Source organism: Noviherbaspirillum autotrophicum (assembly GCF_000818395.1).
In the GTDB taxonomy this organism is placed as follows: Bacteria; Pseudomonadota; Gammaproteobacteria; order Burkholderiales; family Burkholderiaceae_D; genus Noviherbaspirillum; species Noviherbaspirillum autotrophicum.
In genome coordinates this window covers 1,755,179-1,772,419 of sequence record NZ_JWJG01000028.1, presented here as the reverse complement: position 1 = coordinate 1,772,419, position 17,241 = coordinate 1,755,179, and the positions used below count along the sequence as shown (strand labels likewise).

At 61.6% G+C, this 17,241-nt stretch carries 21 protein-coding genes; 10 read left to right on the top strand and 11 right to left on the bottom strand.

Annotated elements, in window-relative coordinates; genetic code table 11:
• Nucleotides 1-14: 14 nt before the first annotated feature.
• Nucleotides 15-278, bottom strand: coding sequence for a hypothetical protein (locus TSA66_RS27295; protein ID WP_198358757.1), 264 nt, complete (start codon nucleotides 276-278; stop codon nucleotides 15-17).
• Between TSA66_RS27295 and TSA66_RS26840 the strand changes: the two genes are divergently transcribed.
• On the top strand, nucleotides 277-2,079 hold the full coding sequence (locus TSA66_RS26840; RefSeq protein WP_040039828.1) for an SLC13 family permease: 1,803 nt from the start codon (nucleotides 277-279) through the stop codon (nucleotides 2,077-2,079). The two genes, TSA66_RS27295 and TSA66_RS26840, sit on opposite strands and share 2 nt — an antisense overlap.
• 167 nt (nucleotides 2,080-2,246) lie before the next feature.
• Complete coding sequence (locus TSA66_RS09530; RefSeq protein WP_040039827.1) at nucleotides 2,247-2,597, top strand: hypothetical protein; 351 nt, start codon at nucleotides 2,247-2,249, stop codon at nucleotides 2,595-2,597.
• 22 nt (nucleotides 2,598-2,619) lie between these two features.
• On the opposite strand, the gene TSA66_RS09525 is transcribed toward TSA66_RS09530, so the two are convergent.
• Complete coding sequence (locus TSA66_RS09525; RefSeq protein WP_052452207.1) at nucleotides 2,620-3,459, bottom strand: hypothetical protein; 840 nt, start codon at nucleotides 3,457-3,459, stop codon at nucleotides 2,620-2,622.
• Nucleotides 3,460-3,802: 343 nt separating this feature from the next.
• Between TSA66_RS09525 and TSA66_RS09520 the strand changes: the two genes are divergently transcribed.
• From TSA66_RS09520 to TSA66_RS09510, 3 genes are all read left to right on the top strand, one after another.
• Entirely contained in the window at nucleotides 3,803-4,690 is an 888-nt protein-coding gene (locus TSA66_RS09520; RefSeq protein ID WP_052452206.1) for a mechanosensitive ion channel family protein, read from the top strand.
• A gap of 106 nt (nucleotides 4,691-4,796) precedes the next feature.
• Nucleotides 4,797-5,000 (top strand): hypothetical protein, encoded by a 204-nt coding sequence (locus TSA66_RS09515; RefSeq protein ID WP_040039826.1) that lies wholly within the window; start codon nucleotides 4,797-4,799, stop codon nucleotides 4,998-5,000.
• Between the two features lie 127 nt (nucleotides 5,001-5,127).
• Nucleotides 5,128-6,270 carry a 6-phosphofructokinase gene (locus TSA66_RS09510; RefSeq protein WP_332309940.1) on the top strand — a complete coding sequence of 381 codons (1,143 nt, stop codon included), beginning with the start codon at nucleotides 5,128-5,130 and terminating at the stop codon, nucleotides 6,268-6,270.
• Nucleotides 6,271-6,319: 49 nt separating this feature from the next.
• Here TSA66_RS09510 and TSA66_RS26835 read toward each other — a convergent pair whose 3' ends face one another.
• Nucleotides 6,320-6,472: a hypothetical protein gene (locus TSA66_RS26835; RefSeq protein ID WP_157691646.1), complete on the bottom strand. Its 153-nt coding sequence runs from the start codon at nucleotides 6,470-6,472 to the stop codon at nucleotides 6,320-6,322.
• 330 nt (nucleotides 6,473-6,802) lie between these two features.
• Here TSA66_RS26835 and TSA66_RS09505 point away from each other — a divergent pair, with 330 nt between their 5' ends.
• Both TSA66_RS09505 and ppsA read left to right on the top strand, forming a co-directional pair.
• A complete protein-coding gene (locus TSA66_RS09505; protein WP_040039825.1) occupies nucleotides 6,803-7,249 on the top strand; it encodes an Hsp20/alpha crystallin family protein in 447 nt (148 codons plus the stop codon).
• 149 nt (nucleotides 7,250-7,398) lie between these two features.
• Nucleotides 7,399-9,834, top strand: a complete 2,436-nt coding sequence (ppsA, locus tag TSA66_RS09500) for a phosphoenolpyruvate synthase (protein ID WP_040039824.1) — start codon at nucleotides 7,399-7,401, stop codon at nucleotides 9,832-9,834.
• Between the two features lie 10 nt (nucleotides 9,835-9,844).
• On the opposite strand, the gene TSA66_RS09495 is transcribed toward ppsA, so the two are convergent.
• The 4 genes from TSA66_RS09495 to TSA66_RS09480 all read right to left on the bottom strand — a co-directional run bounded on the left by TSA66_RS09495 (nucleotide 9,845) and on the right by TSA66_RS09480 (nucleotide 12,397).
• Nucleotides 9,845-10,297, bottom strand: coding sequence for a methyltransferase family protein (locus tag TSA66_RS09495; RefSeq protein ID WP_040039823.1), 453 nt, complete (start codon nucleotides 10,295-10,297; stop codon nucleotides 9,845-9,847).
• A gap of 61 nt (nucleotides 10,298-10,358) precedes the next feature.
• Nucleotides 10,359-11,108 (bottom strand): MBL fold metallo-hydrolase, encoded by a 750-nt coding sequence (locus tag TSA66_RS09490; protein ID WP_040039822.1) that lies wholly within the window; start codon nucleotides 11,106-11,108, stop codon nucleotides 10,359-10,361.
• Between the two features lie 24 nt (nucleotides 11,109-11,132).
• A complete protein-coding gene (locus TSA66_RS09485) occupies nucleotides 11,133-11,543 on the bottom strand; it encodes a DUF2892 domain-containing protein (RefSeq protein ID WP_040039821.1) in 411 nt (136 codons plus the stop codon).
• A gap of 29 nt (nucleotides 11,544-11,572) precedes the next feature.
• Entirely contained in the window at nucleotides 11,573-12,397 is an 825-nt protein-coding gene (locus tag TSA66_RS09480; protein ID WP_198358755.1) for an OBAP family protein, read from the bottom strand.
• A gap of 321 nt (nucleotides 12,398-12,718) precedes the next feature.
• On the opposite strand from TSA66_RS09480, the gene TSA66_RS09470 reads away from it, so the two are divergent.
• Nucleotides 12,719-14,434 carry an AMP-binding protein gene (locus TSA66_RS09470; RefSeq protein WP_052452204.1) on the top strand — a complete coding sequence of 572 codons (1,716 nt, stop codon included), beginning with the start codon at nucleotides 12,719-12,721 and terminating at the stop codon, nucleotides 14,432-14,434.
• Nucleotides 14,435-14,475: 41 nt separating this feature from the next.
• A complete protein-coding gene (locus TSA66_RS09465) occupies nucleotides 14,476-15,027 on the top strand; it encodes a phasin family protein (RefSeq protein WP_040042386.1) in 552 nt (183 codons plus the stop codon).
• A gap of 48 nt (nucleotides 15,028-15,075) precedes the next feature.
• On the opposite strand, the gene TSA66_RS09460 is transcribed toward TSA66_RS09465, so the two are convergent.
• Together TSA66_RS09460 and TSA66_RS09455 are read right to left on the bottom strand one after the other, a co-directional pair.
• Nucleotides 15,076-15,555 carry a GDP-mannose mannosyl hydrolase gene (locus tag TSA66_RS09460; protein ID WP_040039819.1) on the bottom strand — a complete coding sequence of 160 codons (480 nt, stop codon included), beginning with the start codon at nucleotides 15,553-15,555 and terminating at the stop codon, nucleotides 15,076-15,078.
• Nucleotides 15,556-15,772: 217 nt separating this feature from the next.
• The gene (locus TSA66_RS09455; RefSeq protein WP_040039818.1) at nucleotides 15,773-16,177 is read right to left on the bottom strand and encodes a cupin domain-containing protein; all 405 of its coding nucleotides are present in this window, start codon (nucleotides 16,175-16,177) and stop codon (nucleotides 15,773-15,775) included.
• Between the two features lie 152 nt (nucleotides 16,178-16,329).
• Here TSA66_RS09455 and TSA66_RS09450 point away from each other — a divergent pair, with 152 nt between their 5' ends.
• Entirely contained in the window at nucleotides 16,330-16,491 is a 162-nt protein-coding gene (locus TSA66_RS09450; RefSeq protein ID WP_157691645.1) for a type II secretion system protein, read from the top strand.
• Nucleotides 16,492-16,536: 45 nt separating this feature from the next.
• Here the strand turns inward: TSA66_RS09450 and TSA66_RS09445 are convergent, their stop codons facing one another.
• Together TSA66_RS09445 and TSA66_RS09440 are read right to left on the bottom strand one after the other, a co-directional pair.
• Entirely contained in the window at nucleotides 16,537-17,001 is a 465-nt protein-coding gene (locus TSA66_RS09445) for a thermonuclease family protein (RefSeq protein WP_040039816.1), read from the bottom strand.
• A gap of 2 nt (nucleotides 17,002-17,003) precedes the next feature.
• A complete protein-coding gene (locus tag TSA66_RS09440; protein ID WP_040039815.1) occupies nucleotides 17,004-17,210 on the bottom strand; it encodes a hypothetical protein in 207 nt (68 codons plus the stop codon).
• Nucleotides 17,211-17,241: the final 31 nt, after the last annotated feature.

Genomic DNA, 17,241 nt, shown 5'->3' with positions numbered 1-17,241 from the left:
GGAAAGTGCCGCAATTAATGTTGCATATGGGAAAGTGACTCTTTATAGGGGATTTCCGCACGCGCGTCAACGCACATTGCGATATCTGTGGCGGCGATGCGCACCAGCACTTTTTGTTGCATTGAGCCAAAGAGGTGCTGTAGCGCAAGATGGAACGTGATTTGCTTGAATGGTGATTCATTCCAGTGGACATGCCGGACCGCATTTCGGACAGGCAGGCAGCGGGGACTTTTGAGATTGCTTTCATCGTATTTACAACAACGCCGGAGCTTGTTCATGCCTACACTGGACGCGCAGCAGATCATCGTCTTCCTCATCGCTGGGGGGGCGCTCGCCCTGCTGGTGACCGAGTGGCTGCGGGTCGATATCGTCGCCGTGCTGATCATTCTGGCATTGGCCATCAGCGGCATCCTGAAGCCGCAGGAAGCATTTTCCGGGCTGTCGAGCGAACCGGCGGTGATCGTCGCGGCCATTTTCGTGCTGAGCCGCGCATTGCAGCTGAGCGGGCTGTCCGACTTGATCACCGACTGGATCCTGCGGGCGGCAGGCAAGAGCGAATCGCGCGTGCTGGCGGTCATGATGCTCGGCGTTTCCGCTTTCTCCACCTTTACCGAACACGTCACGCCCACCGCCATCATGATGCCGGCGCTGCTGAAGCTGTCGCGCGAGCGCGGCATCCCGGCTTCCAAATTGCTCATGCCGCTGTCGTTCGCCGCGTCGCTGGGCAGCACCATCGCCCTGATCGGCGCGCCGGCCTTCCTGTTTTCCAGCACGCTGTTGCAGCAGGCAGGGCGCCCCGGCCTGTCGCTGTTCTCGATCACGCCGATCGGCCTGACGCTTTCCCTCCTCGGCGTGCTGTACGTGCTGCTGATCGGCCGCTTCCTTTTGCCCGCACACAAGGGGCGCGGCGCCGGCAACGACTTGTTCCAGGAAGACCGCTATCTGGCGGAGCTGACCGTGCTGCCGGATTCGGCGCTGGTCGGCACCCACCTGGAACAGTTGCGCAGCGCCGGGCTGGGTTCGTTCGAGCTGATCAAGTGGCTGCGCAACGGCGAATCGTTGCGGCGGCCTTTCGGCAAGCAGGTGCTCGAGCCGGGCGACACGCTCCTGATTCACCTCACCTCGGACGAACTGGCCACGCTGCGGCAGGAGCCGGACGGCCTCAAGCTCAAGCCGGTCGATCAGTTCGACCGGCCGGGCGCGCACAGCGAGGGGCCCGGCGAAGAACTGTCGGCGCACATGGTGCAGGCGGTGGTGATGCCGCGCTCGCAACTGGTCGGCGCCACGATCCGCGAACTCGGCCTGCAGCGCAAATACGGCGTGGTTGCGCTGGCCGTCTCGCGCGCGGGCACGCCGGCCTCGGAAGAGATCGACCGGGTGCGCCTGCGCGTGGGGGACGTGCTGGTGCTGGAAGGCGACGAGGATGAAATCCAGCAGCTCACGCGCGACCAGCCTGGCCTGATGCTCGCGCCGTTCCCCGGCCAGCCGCGCCCACGCAAAGCCCGTGTGGCGGCCGCAATCATGGTGATCACCATCGGCCTTGCCTCCGCGTCCATCCTGCCGCTGCCCGTGGTACTGGTGGCCGGCGCGCTGGCCATGGTGCTGGTCGGCTGCGTCACGGTCAACCAGGCCTATCAGGCAATCGATACCCGCATCTTTATCTTCATCGCCGGCGCCATTCCGCTGGGCCTGGCGATGCAAAAAACCGGGGCTGCCGAGCGCATTGCGCATCTGCTGCAAGGCGTGATGGGCGGCTGGCCGCCCATGGCGACGCTGTTCGCGCTGTTTGCCGTCGCTGCGCTGGTGACCCAGGTGCTGTCCGATGCGGGCACGCTGTCCATTTTCGGGCCGGTCGCCATTGCGCTGGCCCATGCGCTCAACCGCGCCCCCGAACCGTATGTTCTGGCGATTGCGTTCGCCGCCGTGACCGGTTTCGTGACGCCGATTGCGCACTGGGGCAACCTGCTGGTGTTTGGCCCGGGCAACTACCGTTTCTCGGATTTTGTAAAGGTGGGCACGCCGCTGACCGTGCTGATCGGGCTGGCCGTGGCATGGCTGGCGCCGATCGTTTTTGCCTAGTTGCGAAAAGAGCCAGATCTGGCTTGGAAAGGCGCGGAATTTTGATGTTCCTGTGGCGCTTTCACATCGTTGATGTTGCTTTATGGTAATGCGAAGGCCGATAATGAAAACGCCCACAAGGCGTGTCAATCCACGGCCAAGAGACTGTTTCGCGAAGGAGTCGGAGCATGAAGAAGATCGCTGTGTTCGCTGTTGCGCTGGCATTGTCCGGTATCGCCGGCGCCAAGGATGGCCCGTTCACCGGCTATGGCACCCACATTTTCTGCCGCGACTACCTCAAGCAGGCGACCCAGCTCGACCACGAGTACAACTTGTTCATCATGGGATTCGTTACCGGCGCCAATTACCTGCGCGCGCGCCAGGTATCGGCCAATTCGGAAGATTTCGTCTACTGGGTATCGGAGTACTGCAAGAAGAATCCAGTCGACAGCCTGCTGCAGGCAGCCATGCGGCTCGACGAATACCTCGGGCAAGGCCAGCGGACCATCATCAAGAGCGCGCTGGCGCCGCAGCGCTAAAGCCGGTATCGGATGCCAGCGTTCAGCCCGAGAAGAACTCTTGCATCAGGAAATTCTGCAGTTCGGCATTGTCACGCGGCCGCGCCGACAGCGTGAAAACGCGGTCCAGCCGGTGCGATTCCCATTGGAACTTGTCGCGGTAGTGCGCGCGGATCCATTCGATCATTTTTTGCACGGTCGCCTGCTCGACATCGCCGTTCGGTCCCGCGTCGACGTCGATAGTCTGACTCCAGCGATTGCCTGACACCGGGTTCCAGCCGCGGATCTGGAATTGCGCGGTGCGCACGCCCTTGTGGGTGAGCCGCACATAAACATTTCCCATGCCATTCCTGGCGCCGGCGTTGCGTTGCAGGTCACGATTGATGTTGGCGAGCGCGACATCGTTCGTCGATGGCGCGCTGTCCGCCGGCATGTCGTTGTCCATGGCGGCGGCGCGGCGCCTTTCGCGGGCGGCGTTCAGCATGCTCATCATATCCATCTCGGGCGGCGTGGTACGCACCGGCTCCTGCGGCGGCGCGGGCTGCGCTTCGCGTTTTGCCATCTTCGCCGGCGCGCTTTTCTCCTTCGCCACCTTCGGCCTGGCTGCCGGCTTCGGTTCCGGCTTGTGCGCGGGTTTCGGGCGCGGCTGCGCGCGGGCCACGGGAGGCGGCGCAGGGACTGCCGCCGAGGGCGGCGGGGGCGCCTCCAGCAAGCGCACCGAGATCGGTGCACGCCGTGCCTCGGTAGCGCGTGGCGTGTCCTCGCGTTGCCGCATCAGTGTGAAAAACAGCAGGCCATGGATCAGCAGCGACAGGGCGACAAACGCCGCAATATGGCGCGCGCCGTGAGAATGCCTGGCATTGGAAGCAGCAAGAGTTGGCATGCCTGAGTTGTAAGACGGAAAAGATGGGCGCTAGCCGTATCGTCCGGATTCTACGTCATGGACGAAACGGCATTTATTTCAAAATGTACGGCGCCGCTTGCCGGTCAGCTTCGCGCGTTCTTAGGGCCGACTTCCGCTTAGACGGGACGGAGGTAAAAACTTTCCGCACATTCCAGGCTGAACTATTTACTACCTGATCCGTCTTAAACAAAGCTTCTTTTAAGAAATGTTGCTCGCTTGCTAAGAGGCGGAAAAGGCAACGTCGCCGCAGGAGCTGCCCGGCGCTGCGCGTGCGGCAGTTCCTGCATGCTGTCCCTCGTCTCTTTACCGGAAAACTGCATACATGCATAGCACATATCCCCTGTTTGGCATTCTTGCCGCTTTTGCACAAACAGAGTTAGGTCGCATCATCGCCACGGTTGTCTCGGTCAGCATCGCGGCAATCCTGTGGCGGGTGTCGCAAAAACGCCTGCGCCTGAGTTCGGCCACCATGCTGGATGTCGAACACCGGCGCGGCAACCTGGTCCTGGCAAGAAACCTGATCATCGGCCTGACGCTGGTTGCGGTCGGTTCCATCTGGGCCACCAAGATCGCCGGCGCCGCGCTGTCGCTGGCGGCGGTCGCCGGCGCCGTGCTGATCATCAGCAAGGAGTTCCTGGCCAATGTCCTGGGCTCGGCGATGCTGGCGATCTCGCGGCCGTACCGGGTGGGCGACTTCATTGAAATGGGCGACGCCACTGGCCGCGTGCTCGATACCGACCTGATGGTCACGACCATCGCCGAAACCCTGGAAGGGCACCAGCTTACCGGGCGCACCGCCGTGCTGCCCAATTCGCTTTTGCTGGTCAGGCCGGTCAAGAACCTGACCGCCACCGGCGCGTATGTGATCAACCTGCTCAATATCGCCGCCGACCCGGCCGACGACTTGCTCTCGATGGAAAAGGCGCTGCTGCAGGCGGCAAAGGAGGTTTGCGCGCCCTGGCTGCGCGACGCCGACAGCCATCTGCAACAGCTGGAATCGCGCGACCTCGTCAACCTGCCGTCCGCTGAGCCGCGCGTGCTGCTGCAACTGCACTCGGCGCGCGAATACACGCTGGCGCTGCGCTACTGCTGCCGGCCCAACGACCGCGTGAAGGTGGAGCAGTCGATCCTGCGCGCTTTCCTGAAATATCGCGGCACGCTGCCGGCAAGCGCGGCGCGCGATCAGCGCATTCTTGCCGAAGCTGCCTGAAGCTCTGGTATTCACGAAAGCGATGGCCGATATTCACAATGGAAATTAGCTTTCCCAAGTGCACGCACGATACTGGTAGCGTGACGCACTACCCTGTATGTAGGAAATGTTTAATCCAAACCTAGCCGCACCGTCCTTTGTCTTCCCCACGGCCGAAGCGGTTGCCCCGGCCGCCACCCGTGCCAAGAGCGCGGTGCCGGACCGCTTGCGGGCAGACGATATCCGGCTGCTGTACCAGCTCGCATCCGACTTCGATGCGATCAGCCCGAAGCTGGCAGCCCAGCTGCGCGGCATCGCCGAGCGTCACTGACACCCAGCCATCACCGCCTGACACGCGCCATCCTTTGCGGCCCGGTTTTCCACTCGGGCCGGGCGTTGACTTGGACCATTCGCGCCGGTGATACTGCGCTCCTGCGGACACGCATCGCTATGCGCTCGTGTCCATTGCCCACCTGACCGAAGGAGCCGCGGTGACCAGCCCGATTCGACGAATTGCCATCAACACCGGCGGCGGTGACGCACCCGGCCTGAATGCCGTGATCCGGGCGACGGTGATCGCCGCCAACAACCGTGGCTGGGAATGCTACGGCATTCGCGACGGCTTCAACGGCATCCTCTGTCCCGAGCGTTATCCCGACGGCGGCGTGGTGCGGCTCACCCCGGAGCGCGTGCGCGGCATTGCCCACCTGGGCGGCACCATTCTGGGCACCACCAACAAGGGCAATCCGCTGCATTTCCCCAAACAGGCACCGGACGGCACGGTCAAGGAAGTCGATCGCTCCGACGACGTGCTGGCCTTCTTCGCGCAGAACGGTCTCGACGCGCTGGTGTCGGTCGGCGGCGACGGCTCGCTCACCATCGCCAATGCGTTGCACCAGAAGGGCTTGCGCGTGGTGGGCGTGCCCAAGACGATCGACAACGATCTCGACAAGACCTTCACCACCTTCGGCTTCGACACGGCAGTGGCGTTTGCCACCGAATGCCTGGATCGCCTGCACAGCACTGCAGAGAGCCACCAGCGCGTGATGGTGGTGGAGGTGATGGGCCGCTATGCCGGCTGGATCGCGCTGCATTCGGGGATCGCCGGTGGGGCGCACGGCATCCTGATTCCCGAGATCCCGTTCGATCTCGATCGCGTGGTCGCCAAGATCAAACGCCGCGATACGCTCGGCCGCATGTATTCGATCGTGGTGGTGGCCGAAGGCGCCGAACCGGTCGACGGTCATCGCGAAATCGTTGCGCCCGCCGAAGTGGGCCATGCCGAACGGCTGGGCGGCATCGGCGAGCGCGTCGCCAAGGTATTGCAGGAACGTACCGGCAAGGATGCCCGGGTGGTCGTGCTCGGCCACCTGCTGCGCGGCGGCAGCCCCACTTCATTCGACCGGCTGGCCGCATTGCGGTTTGGCGCGGCGGCGGTGCGCGCCTTAGAGGAGGGACGCTCCGGCGTGATGGTCTCGCTGGCGTTCCCCAATGTCGCCTACGTCTCGCTGGAGGAAGTCGCCGGCCGCATGAAGGCCGTGCCGATGGACAGTGACACGCTGCAGACGGCGCGCGATCTCGGCATCTGCTTCGGCGACTGAGCGCAGCGCGCCGTTTTGTCGGTGCACGCCATCGGACAACCTGGCGTCGTCAGTGCCACAGCAGGTCGAACAGGCTATCGACCAGGTAGATGGCGCCCCGCACCACAAGCGGCGCGCCGACAATGAACATGACGGTGTACATCAGATCCCGATAACGCGCGGGTCCGGCGGCGTGCACGACACGCAATGCATGCAGTCTCATGATCTTGCTCCACTAAACGTCTTCCCATACTTCAATTTCAGTATAGAAAAATTATTCGGCGCCTCAAGTGCGGGCAGGGAAAAGCTTGATGCAGAGTAGTTTGGATCTTGATCGTAGCCATCACGCCGTTGTGACAATTACGTTAGGCAAGATGCACTGAAATTTCGCCACGATGCATGGAGCATTGAGCGTCCTCAGATCGGGGCGCCGGCCTCTTCTTATGATGAACTCGGATGTGATGGCTTACGTACCGAGTGCTTGCACGGTGCGAACGTGGCCAGGAAGTTTTCCGGGTTGTTTTAATCATTCACTAGCGATATGGAGGCTGCTATGGCGAATTTGACGCGTTTTGATCCGTTCAGGGAAATGATGCGGCTCGACCCTTTCCGTAATGCCGATGATTTTTTAAAGGAGTTTTCGATGCTGCCTTCACTGCGCGGAATCGAGGCTGAACCGCGCATCCGAATGGATGTCGCCGAGACCGAGCAGGCATACATGGTCAAGGCCGACATCCCGGGCGTGAAGAAGGATGACATCAAGATTTCCATCGAGGGCAATACCGTTTCCATCCGCGCTGAAACCAAGGAGGAGAAACAGGAAAAGATGGAAGGAAACATGATGCGCAGCGAACGCTATTTCGGCGAACAGTACCGCAGTTTCACGCTGCCGCAGGAAGTGGACGAGAGCAAGGCGCAGGCGAAATACCAGGATGGCGTGCTCAGCCTGACCCTGCCGAAGAAGGCCGGCGCGACCAGCAAGCAGATCACCATTCAGTAAGGTGGTGCCTGTAGCCCATCCGGCCGATGTGCGCGGCAGCGCCATCGGCCTTTTGTCTATCAAGCGCACCAAATACATGTTTGGGTGAGAAGCCAGTTGTGTTCAAATGAATGACGGCGTTGGTTGAGCAATCGGACAGGGAGTCGGATATGGCAGACAAGCACGCGCAGTATGTTCGCTGGTTTTCGGACCTCGGTATCGACGATGTTCCCTTGGTGGGCGGAAAGAATGCCTCGCTCGGGGAAATGTACCGGGAACTCACGCCGCAAGGCGTCAAGGTGCCGAACGGCTTTGCCGTCACCGCCGAAGCCTACCGTTACGTTCTGGACCGCGCCGAGGCCTGGCCAAAGCTGAAGCAGGCACTGGACGGATTGAATCCGGACGATGTCGATGACCTCGCAAGGCGCGCCCATCAGGCGCGCGAGATTGTGTACGGCGCACCCTTGCCGGACGATCTGGCGGCGCAGATCGTCGAAGCCTATCGGGCCCTCAGGGCTGAATACGGCGAGCAGCTGACGGTCGCCGTGCGCAGTTCCGCCACCGCCGAGGACTTGCCGACGGCGAGTTTCGCCGGCCAGCACGAAACCTATCTCAACGTCGCCGGCGAAACGAAGCTGCTCGATGCGGTCAAGCGCTGCTTTGCCAGCCTGTTCATGGACCGCGCGATCCGTTATCGCATCGATAACGGCTTCGACCACATGAAGGTCTTCCTGTCGGTCGGTGTCATGAAGATGGTGCGCGCCGACCTGGCGTCGAGTGGCGTGATCTTTTCGCTCGATACCGAATCGGGCTTCCGCGACGTGGTCTTCATCACCGGCGCCTATGGCCTGGGCGAGAACGTGGTGCAGGGCACCGTCGACCCGGACGAATTCTACGTCTTCAAGCCCACCTTCAACGCCGGCCGGCGCGCGGTGCTGCGCCGTTCGCTGGGCGGCAAGGAAATCCGCATGGTGTACGCCAGCGCCGCCGGGCGCGACACCACGCGCAACGTCCCGACGCCCAAGGACGACCAGCGCCGCTATTGCCTGTCCGACGATGAAGTGCTGCGCCTGGCGGAAGCGGCGATCAAGGTGGAAAACCATTACAGCGCCAAGGCCGGCCATCCGATGCCGATGGACATGGAATGGGCCAAGGATGGCGTCGATGGCAACCTGTACGTCGTCCAGGCGCGGCCGGAAACAGTCGCGTCGCGCAAGGTGTCCGGCATGCTGGAGGAATATGTACTGGAAGGCAAAGGCGAGGTGCGTACGCGCGGCCGTGCCGTCGGCGGCAAGGTCGCCACCGGCGTGGCGCGCGTGATCACCGACGTGTCGCAACTGAATCAGTTCCGCCCGGGCGAAGTACTGGTGACCGACACCACCGCGCCCGACTGGGGCACGGTGATGAAGACCGCCGCCGCCGTGGTGACCAACCGTGGCGGGCGCACCTGCCATGCCGCGATCGTGGCGCGCGAGATCGGCATCCCGGCGGTGGTCGGCTGCGACAACGCGACGGAAGTCATCCGTACCGGCGATGAAGTGACCGTATCCTGCGCCGAAGGAGATGCCGGCCGCGTCTATGTCGGCCGCATTCCGTTCCAGACCATCCGCACCGACGTATCGTCGCTTCCCAAGCCGCAAACCAGGCTGATGGTGAACCTCGGCAATCCCGATGTTGCCTTCCAAACCAGTTTTCTGCCGACCGATGGCGTGGGCCTGGCGCGCATGGAATTCATCGTGGCCGAGCACATCAAGGTGCATCCGATGGCGCTGGTGCATCCGGAACGGGTGGATGACGAGAAAGTGCGCGAGCAAATCGCCCAGCTGACACGCGGTTTTGCACGGCCGGCCGATTTCTTCGTGCGCCAGCTGTCCGAAGGCGTGGCCACCATTGCCGCCGCTTTCTATCCGAAGCCGGTGATCGTGCGCATGTCGGACTTCAAGACCAACGAGTATGCGAGCCTGCTGGGCGGGCGCTGGTTCGAGCCGGACGAAGCCAATCCGATGATCGGCTTTCGGGGCGCGTCGCGCTATGCGCACCCCGCCTACGCGGAAGGCTTCGCGCTCGAATGCGAGGCGATGAAACGGGTGCGTGGCGAGATGGGGCTGAGCAATGTGAAGCTCATGATCCCGTTCTGCCGCCGCATCCGCGAAGCGCAGGCAGTGCTCGACGCGATGGCGCAGCACGGGCTGCGGCGCGGCGACAACGGCCTGGAAATCTACGTGATGTGCGAAATCCCGAACAACGTGGTGCTGATCGACGCGTTCTCGCAGCTGTTCGACGGCTTCTCGATCGGTTCCAACGACCTGACGCAGCTGACGCTGGGCGTGGACCGCGATTCGGAAATCGTTGCCTTCGATTTCGACGAGCGCGACGAAGGCGTCAAGGAAATGATCCGGATGACGGTGGAGGGCGCGCGCCGCAACGGGAGGCACTCCGGCATCTGCGGCCAGGCGCCGTCCGACTATCCGGAGATGGCGGAATACCTTGTGGAGCTGGGCATTGATTCGATGAGCCTGAACCCGGATACCTTGCTCAAGACCACGCGCCTCGTGCTGGAGGTGGAAAAGCGTCTCGGGAAAGCGCCGCACGACAAGGCGTCCTGATTTAATAAACTCAGTAAATCCAGGGGATCAGCTTCTTGACCCGCTGCCGGTAAGAGGCATACTCCGGATAACGTTCCTGCAGCCAGATTTCTTCGCGCCGGGCTTTCAGATCGAAGAAGACCAGGAGCGCGGCAGCCAGCGCCAGGCGTAGCGGGCTCCAAGTCGCGAGCCCGAGTCCGACGCAGACGGCCAGGACGGCAAAATAGATCGGGTGCCGCACGAAGCGGTACGCGCCGCCGGTAACGAGCTTGCCTTGCGGCAGTGGACGCGGGAAGGGTGTCAACGACCGGCCCAGGTTCACTGCGCTCCATGCCAGCAGCAACATGCCGGTGACGGCAAGCACTGCGCCGATCAGACGGAACAGATCCGGGTGCGTCCATTCCGGTCCGACACGCGGCACGACCAGAAACAGAAGCAGCAGTATCGCCTGCACCAGCACCCATGATTCTCCGCGACGACCCATCGCTGCTCCTTTACGCTACGAGAACGCGTATTGTTCCATAAGCCGGCGCGCATGACAGCCCTTAGCCTTGGGGACTTTCCGTCATGTGGCGGCAATACTGCTGCAGATTGTCCGGAAGGTCGGGCGGACAGACGCCGCACTGGCGGTTGCCGGGCACCGCATAGTCGATGAATTTCGGATAGGGCAGGTGGAGACTTTCCATGATGCGGCGGAATTCTTCCAGGCTGCGCCCGCCGCCGAGGCGTGGATTGCGTGCCTTTTCCTGGGCGATCGACGACACCCGCCGCTGCTGATAATCGTGGGCCGGATACACCAGGGCGTCGTCCGGCAGCGTAAACAGCTTGGCCGTCACGCTGTAGTACAGCGCATCCGTATTTCCGTTCTGGAAGTCGGTGCGGCCGCATCCGTCGATCAGCAGTGCATCGCCCGTGAACACGCGGTCTTGCCACACGTAAGCAAAATGCCCGTCGGTATGGCCGGGCGTGTGCAGCGGCTGCAATGTCACGCTGCCGACCTCGAACGGGGTGCCTTCCTCGACGGCGACATCGACGCAAGGCAGGCGGTCGTGAGCCGGCGCGGCAATCCGGCTGCCGGCCCGCTTCTTCAGCTCGAGCGCGGCGGTGATGTGGTCGGCATGGATGTGCGTGTCGAGCGTGTACGCCAGGCGCAGGCCGAGCCTGTCGATCTCGGCCAGGTCGCGATCCATCGTGACGATCACCGGATCGATCAACAGCGCCTGCCCGGTTTCCTCGCATCCGAGCAGGTACGTGTACGTGCTCGACAAGGGTTCGAACAACTGGCGGAAGAACATGGCCGCGTCTCCTTGCCCCGTGCCTTACCGCACGTCCAGCGCTGCCTGCAGCGCATATTTTTCGCGGCCGATTTCATCGCGGGTGCGCACGCCCAGGCGACGCAGCACCGGCAAGGGCGGACACCAGCCCTGCAAGCCATGCTGCAGTAGGAAGGCCAGGACACTTCCGGTGAGAAACAGCCACTTCCGGTTGCCGGTCACGCCCAGCGCCAGCCCGGTGAGCGCCAGCGTCGATGCATTGACTTCCAGCACGCGTTCGATGTCCCATTCGCGGTCCAGCGCGCGCATCCGCTGCACGATCTCGTCGTGGCTGGCATGCCGGTAATGCGCGATATGGCTGTCGGTCAGGCGGTCGATTTGTTGGTTGATCGCGTCCGATGTGGAGCGCCGCACCCGGTCGGCGTCGTTATCGATGGGGTATGAGGAAAGCGCCATGATGGCCCTCCATAGGAAGAAAAAACAGCTTAGTTCGATGATGGCGTGCTTCGCCGGCCTTGGGGCGGCGCACGCCCTTTGTCCAGCACGCCCGGAATATCCTGCGTCGGCCGGCCGAACTTGCCCTTCAAGTCGTCGACGCCGGACTGCGGATGCGCGAGTTGCCGCAGTTCCGCGCGGTCCCCGCGCTTTTCCATCGTGCTGATATCCAGCGCCCGGTCGCGCCGTTCGACCAGTCCCGGCATCGCTTCGCCATCGCGGTTGAACGACCAGGCCAGCATCGGATCGCCCAACGGGAGCTTGTCAGCCGTGCCGCCTGGGTAACCGGTATTCCAGAAGTGCCAGGTCTTGCCGTAGCTATTCATCTTTTTCTGCATGAGCGCCTTTTCCGCGACAGCCGGGATGCCTGGCGCCACCAGCTGGCCGGAGAGGATTTCGCCGTTATGCGGATGCCAGTATTTTCTTTCCTCTGCAGGCAGTGACTCGAACAGCTTTTCGGAGAGGATGTATTCGATGCCATTCATGTTGGCATCCTTGGTATTCCCGTCGAACAAGACGCACTGTGCAAAATCCTCGTTTACCTGGTGACAGTAGTGATGGACTTCCATCTGTTGTTCCGGATGTTCCTTCATTGGATGAAAGCCCAGCAGGTAGATGTCGAAACCCTTTACCGGCGCATTGCCCTGCAATGCAATTGCGCCCGCCTCCAGCGTCTTCGTCTTGGCGGAGGTCTGCGTTCCAGGCGGCGCGGTTTTGCGCGCTGCACGGTCTTCTGCCACGGCCACAGACATGCCGCCAAGTAGGGCGACGGCTTCCAGCAGCATTGCAAACAAGGGCCGGGAGAAGCTGATCATGAATATCCCTTCCGTGTGCCGCTCGCGTCGAGCGTTTCCATTATGAATGTAAAGCTCCGTGGGACGAGGCGACGTCGATCGCATTCCTCGCCTGGATTGTTGACACACACGACGGCCCAACGTTCTTCCCGCGCCTGTGCCGCGGCGTGCAGTGAATACGCTTTGCCAGCCTTTACTTCGTTCCGCTGATCTAGCGCAAAGATTTTCCGTATCCCTCGGCGCATCGTGATGACAAAGACAAGCGGGCCGCAGCGAGCACGAAAGCTGATCTCGGCCGGGGGGACGCATGGCACTGTACTGAAACCCGTTTCGGAGGTGATCATGGAAAAAAATTGGCTGAAGAGTTATCCGCCCGGCGTGCCGGCAGAAATTCATGTCGATGCAAGCGAGTCGCTGATCAGCTTGCTCGAATCGTCGTGCGATCGCTTCCCGGAGCTGCCGTCGTTCAGCAACTTCGGCGCGTCGATCACTTATGGCGAGTTTGATCGGATGTCGCGCGCGTTTGGCGCCTACCTGCAGAACGCGCTCGGGCTTGGCAAGGGCGATCGCGTCGCCGTCATGATGCCCAACCTGCTGCAGCAGCCGGTTGCCGTGTTCGGCGCCTTGCGCGCAGGCTGCACCGTTGTCAATACCAATCCGCTGTACACCGCGCGCGAACTGCAGCATCAGCTGGCCGACTCGGGCGCGACGGCCATCGTCGTGCTGGATCACTTTGCGCACACGGTGCAGGAAGCGCTGCCGCATACACAGGTGAGGCATGTGATCGTCAGCCGTGTCGGCGACCTGCTGCACTTCCCCAAGGCGCAGATCGCCAATTTCGTCGTCACGCACCTGAAGCACATGGTGCCCGACTGGCACATCGACGGCGCGCTGGCCTTGCCCGACCTGTTGCACGAAGGCTCGGCAATGCAGTTGCGCCACGGCGTACCGGCCGGCGACGACATGGCCTTTCTCCAGTACACGGGCGGCACGACCGGCATTCCGAAGGGCGCCATCCTCACGCATCGCAACCTGGTTGCCAATGTGCGCCAGACCACTGCATGGGTGAAGGGAGTGCTTGAAGAAGGCAAAGAGGTCGCCATCATTCCGCTGCCGCTGTATCACGTGTTCGCGCTTACGGCGATGTTGACCTATTTCGCGCTGGGCGCGAACAACGTGCTGATCACCAATCCGCGCGATATTCCTGCATTCCTGAAGGAACTCAAGCACACGAAGTTCAGCGCCATGATCGGCGTGAACACCCTGTTCAATGCCTTGCTCAACGCGCCTGGCATCGAGCAAATCGATACCACGTCTGCCAAGCTATTCATTGCCGGCGGCATGGCAGTGCAGCGCAACGTGGCGGACCGGTGGCAGCGCCTGTTCGGCATGCCGATCGTGGAGGGCTACGGCCTGACCGAGACGTCGCCCATCGTGTGCGCCAACCGGCTGGACATCAATACCTATACCGGCAGCATCGGCCTGCCGGTTCCCTCCACCGAGGTTGCCATCTTCGATGAGCAGGACAACATGCTGCCGATCGGCGCGACTGGCGAAATCTGCGTGCGCGGGCCGCAGGTGATGCAAGGCTACTGGAACCGGCCGGAGGAAACCGAGCGCGTACTCAATGCGGATGGCTGGCTGCACACCGGGGACATCGGCTGCATGGACGAGCAAGGCTATGTCAGGCTGATGGATCGCAAGAAGGATGTGATCGTCGTTTCCGGGTTCAAGGTGTTCCCGAACGAAGTCGAAGATGTGGTTGCGATGCACCCCGGCGTACTTGAAGTCGCCGCGATCGCCGCCGTCGACGAGCATTCCGATGAGGTGGTCAAGGTGGTCGTGGTCAGGAAGGATCCCCAACTTTCCGCCGACGCGCTTATCGAGCACTGTCGCAAGAACCTTACCCCATACAAGGTGCCGAAGTACGTAGTGTTCCGCGAAACCCCGATGCCAAAATCAAATATCGGCAAGATCCTGCGGCGCGTCGTCAAGGAGGAGGAGATGCGGGCAGGGCAGGGCGGCGACGCCGGTTACAGCACGGAGCAGGCGGCATAGAGGGACAGATTTTATCCACATGACCAATGAAGGAAAGCAAAATGGCACGCAAATTGAACAAGCTCGAGCACGCGGACGACAGCCGGATGGTGGAAGCGATTCGCGATTCGGTAGAGCAGATCTGGCAAGCCGGCTTGGGCGCCTTCGCCAAGGCGCAGCAGGAAGGCGAGGAAATGTTTTCCAAACTGGTGCAGGAAGGTATGGCGGTGCAAAAGCGCACGCAGGAAATGGCGGGCGAACAGCTGTCGGGCTTGTCCGAAACCGTTGCCAACATGGCCGAAAGCCTGGGCAAGCGGGCATCCGGCTCCTGGGAAAAGCTCGAGAACGTATTTGAAGACCGCGTGGCGCAGGCCATGCGCGGCTTGGGCGTGCCGACGCACGACGACATCGAGACGCTTGGTCAACGCATCGGCGAACTGCATGAGATGGTCAACACATTGATCGCCCAGAAGAAAGGTGAAAAGCCGGCTGCCAGAAAGGCCGCGAAACCAGCCAAGCAGGCAGCAAAAAGCACGGTGAAAAAGGCGGCGCCGAAAAAGAAGGCACGGACGACCGGCCGCAAGAGCGCGTCTGGGGCTGCAAGTCGCGTCTGAGATGCCGCCGACAGCGGCAAGGCGAACGTACCGACTTAAAATCCGCAGTCAGCTGCCGCAGCGAAATCCGTTGTCGGGCACGTCGCGGAAGTACAGCTTGGTATTGTCGTGCACTTCCCGGCTCGCCAGCAGTTCTTCCACGCTCCACCACTTGAGCCGGGCGTGCTGCTCGTCCTGCCGGAATGCGGTATCGGCGCCGACCTCGAACTGGTAGGCGCAAACGACATAGTGCGTGCCTATCCCGGCAACGCCGAAATAATTGTCGTCGTAGATATGGTCGAATACGCCGAGGAGCTTTCCCTGTCTGGCCGGAATTCCCAATTCGGCTTGCGCGATGCGCTGCAAGGCATCCTGCGTGCGCTCGTTCTTGCGGATGCGCCCGCCCGGAACGAACCAGCAATGCTGGGCGGGGCGATTGCACCGGTAGCCGAGCAAGACCTGGCGGTGGGCATTGCGGATGATCAGGTCGATCGAAACAAATGGCGTTGCCTCTATAACGCGAAGAAAGGTGTCTTTGTCAACGTGCATGCGTAAATCCAAGTGTCGTCCTTGCCGCTCATTGTAGTGCGTACTTTCGTACGGCTTGGCACAACGATGAAACGGCCTTCTTTAAGTCTGATTTAAGTTTTGGGTGACAGAATGCTTTCGAGACAATTTCTGTCTCTCTCCCGTCTCCTCCACCCTCCAGTGGATTTGCCCGCGGCCATCAGGTTCGCGGGCTTTTTTTATTGGCGGTACGGATGCGCTACGGTTTCAGTGGGTACGGCACCACGCGTTCCTGTTCATTCGGATCGTTGCGCGCCACAATGGCGCGTGCCGGCTCCGTTTCGCTCAGGTTGATCGCTTCATGCGGCATGCCGGGCGGGATGAACAGGAAGTCTCCCGCCTCACTGACGACGAATTGGGACAGATTCTCGCCGTAACGTGTTTCCACGCGTCCCTGCAGAACGTAAATTGCCGTTTCATAGCCTTCATGCAGGTGCGGCTCGGCCCTGGCACCCGGCGGGATGACAACGATGTGCATCGACAGCCCGGTCGCACCCGCTGTCTGCCCCGATACGCCGACAAAGTAGGGCAGGCGCTGGCGCGTCATGATTTCTTGCTGAGGGCGCAGGGCGACCACGCGCTGCGCAGATTTCGAATCCGTCATTGCGGTGCTCCCGTCATTGGCTTCAGCTTGTCTCGTTCGCGTCGGGATGCCCTGATTTTCATCAACCCGCGCACCGCTGTGCAAGCGGAATGAACAAGTTCGGTGACGTCACCGCCGCTACCATGCCAATGGATTGGCATAAGGAGTATTGGATGAAACGCGACGATGGCTTCACGATTATCCAGGTCATGGTGATTCTTTTGGTTGTCGGCATCGTCCTCTGGGCTGCGGCTAAAGCACTCATCGACCGGCGTTGCAGGGACGATCCGGCCGAGGCGCTATGCGCAAGCAGGCGCGCCGCACCAGACAAATAAGCGACGCCCTGTAGTTAGACCGGGACCAGGTGCTACCTGCAGCTACTACCTTCCGATCGCATCGACCGGGATGCCCCAGACACCGATTCCCTTGGCGCGTGCGATCTTTTCCAGCGCCGCATACTGGAACGGCGCATCCGGTAACGCGATCGCCCATCCTTTCTGCAGCATCCATTCGCTCAGGTCCTGGCCGTTTGCACGACAGCTCGCGGTGATGCTGCCGTCGGGATTGGCGAATTTTTTCGTGCAATGCACGAAATCGCCTGAAATCTGGAATTCGAGCGCCAGCGATGCGCGCGTACCGCATGGCATCGGCCGGATGAATGAATAACAGGTCTGCTCGGTCGGCGGAATATAAATACCGTACAAATGAACGACATCGCCGGCAACCTGCAGCGAACCGTCCGGCTGCACGAAGGCGAAGCTCGATATGTCTTCGGCGAAAGCCGGTTGCATGACGGCCGCGCCCAGCCAGACAGCCAGCAGCGCGCTGCCCTGGTGTGTGTTCACGGCTAGTCGAGCGGCACTTCGCTACGTACCGTGCCGACCGTAAACCGTCGCTTCGGAGTGCCTTCCTTTTCGATCGCGATCATTTCCACATCAATGTAACTCGGCGTTCTGCCGGTGGCGCGCTCGAACTTGTCGATTTCTGCCTGAATAGAGATGGCGACGTTTTGATCGAGCGTGCGCTTTGCCTCGATGAATTCTTCAATATCCATGTGATACCTCCATGTCGCTATTCATTGTAGC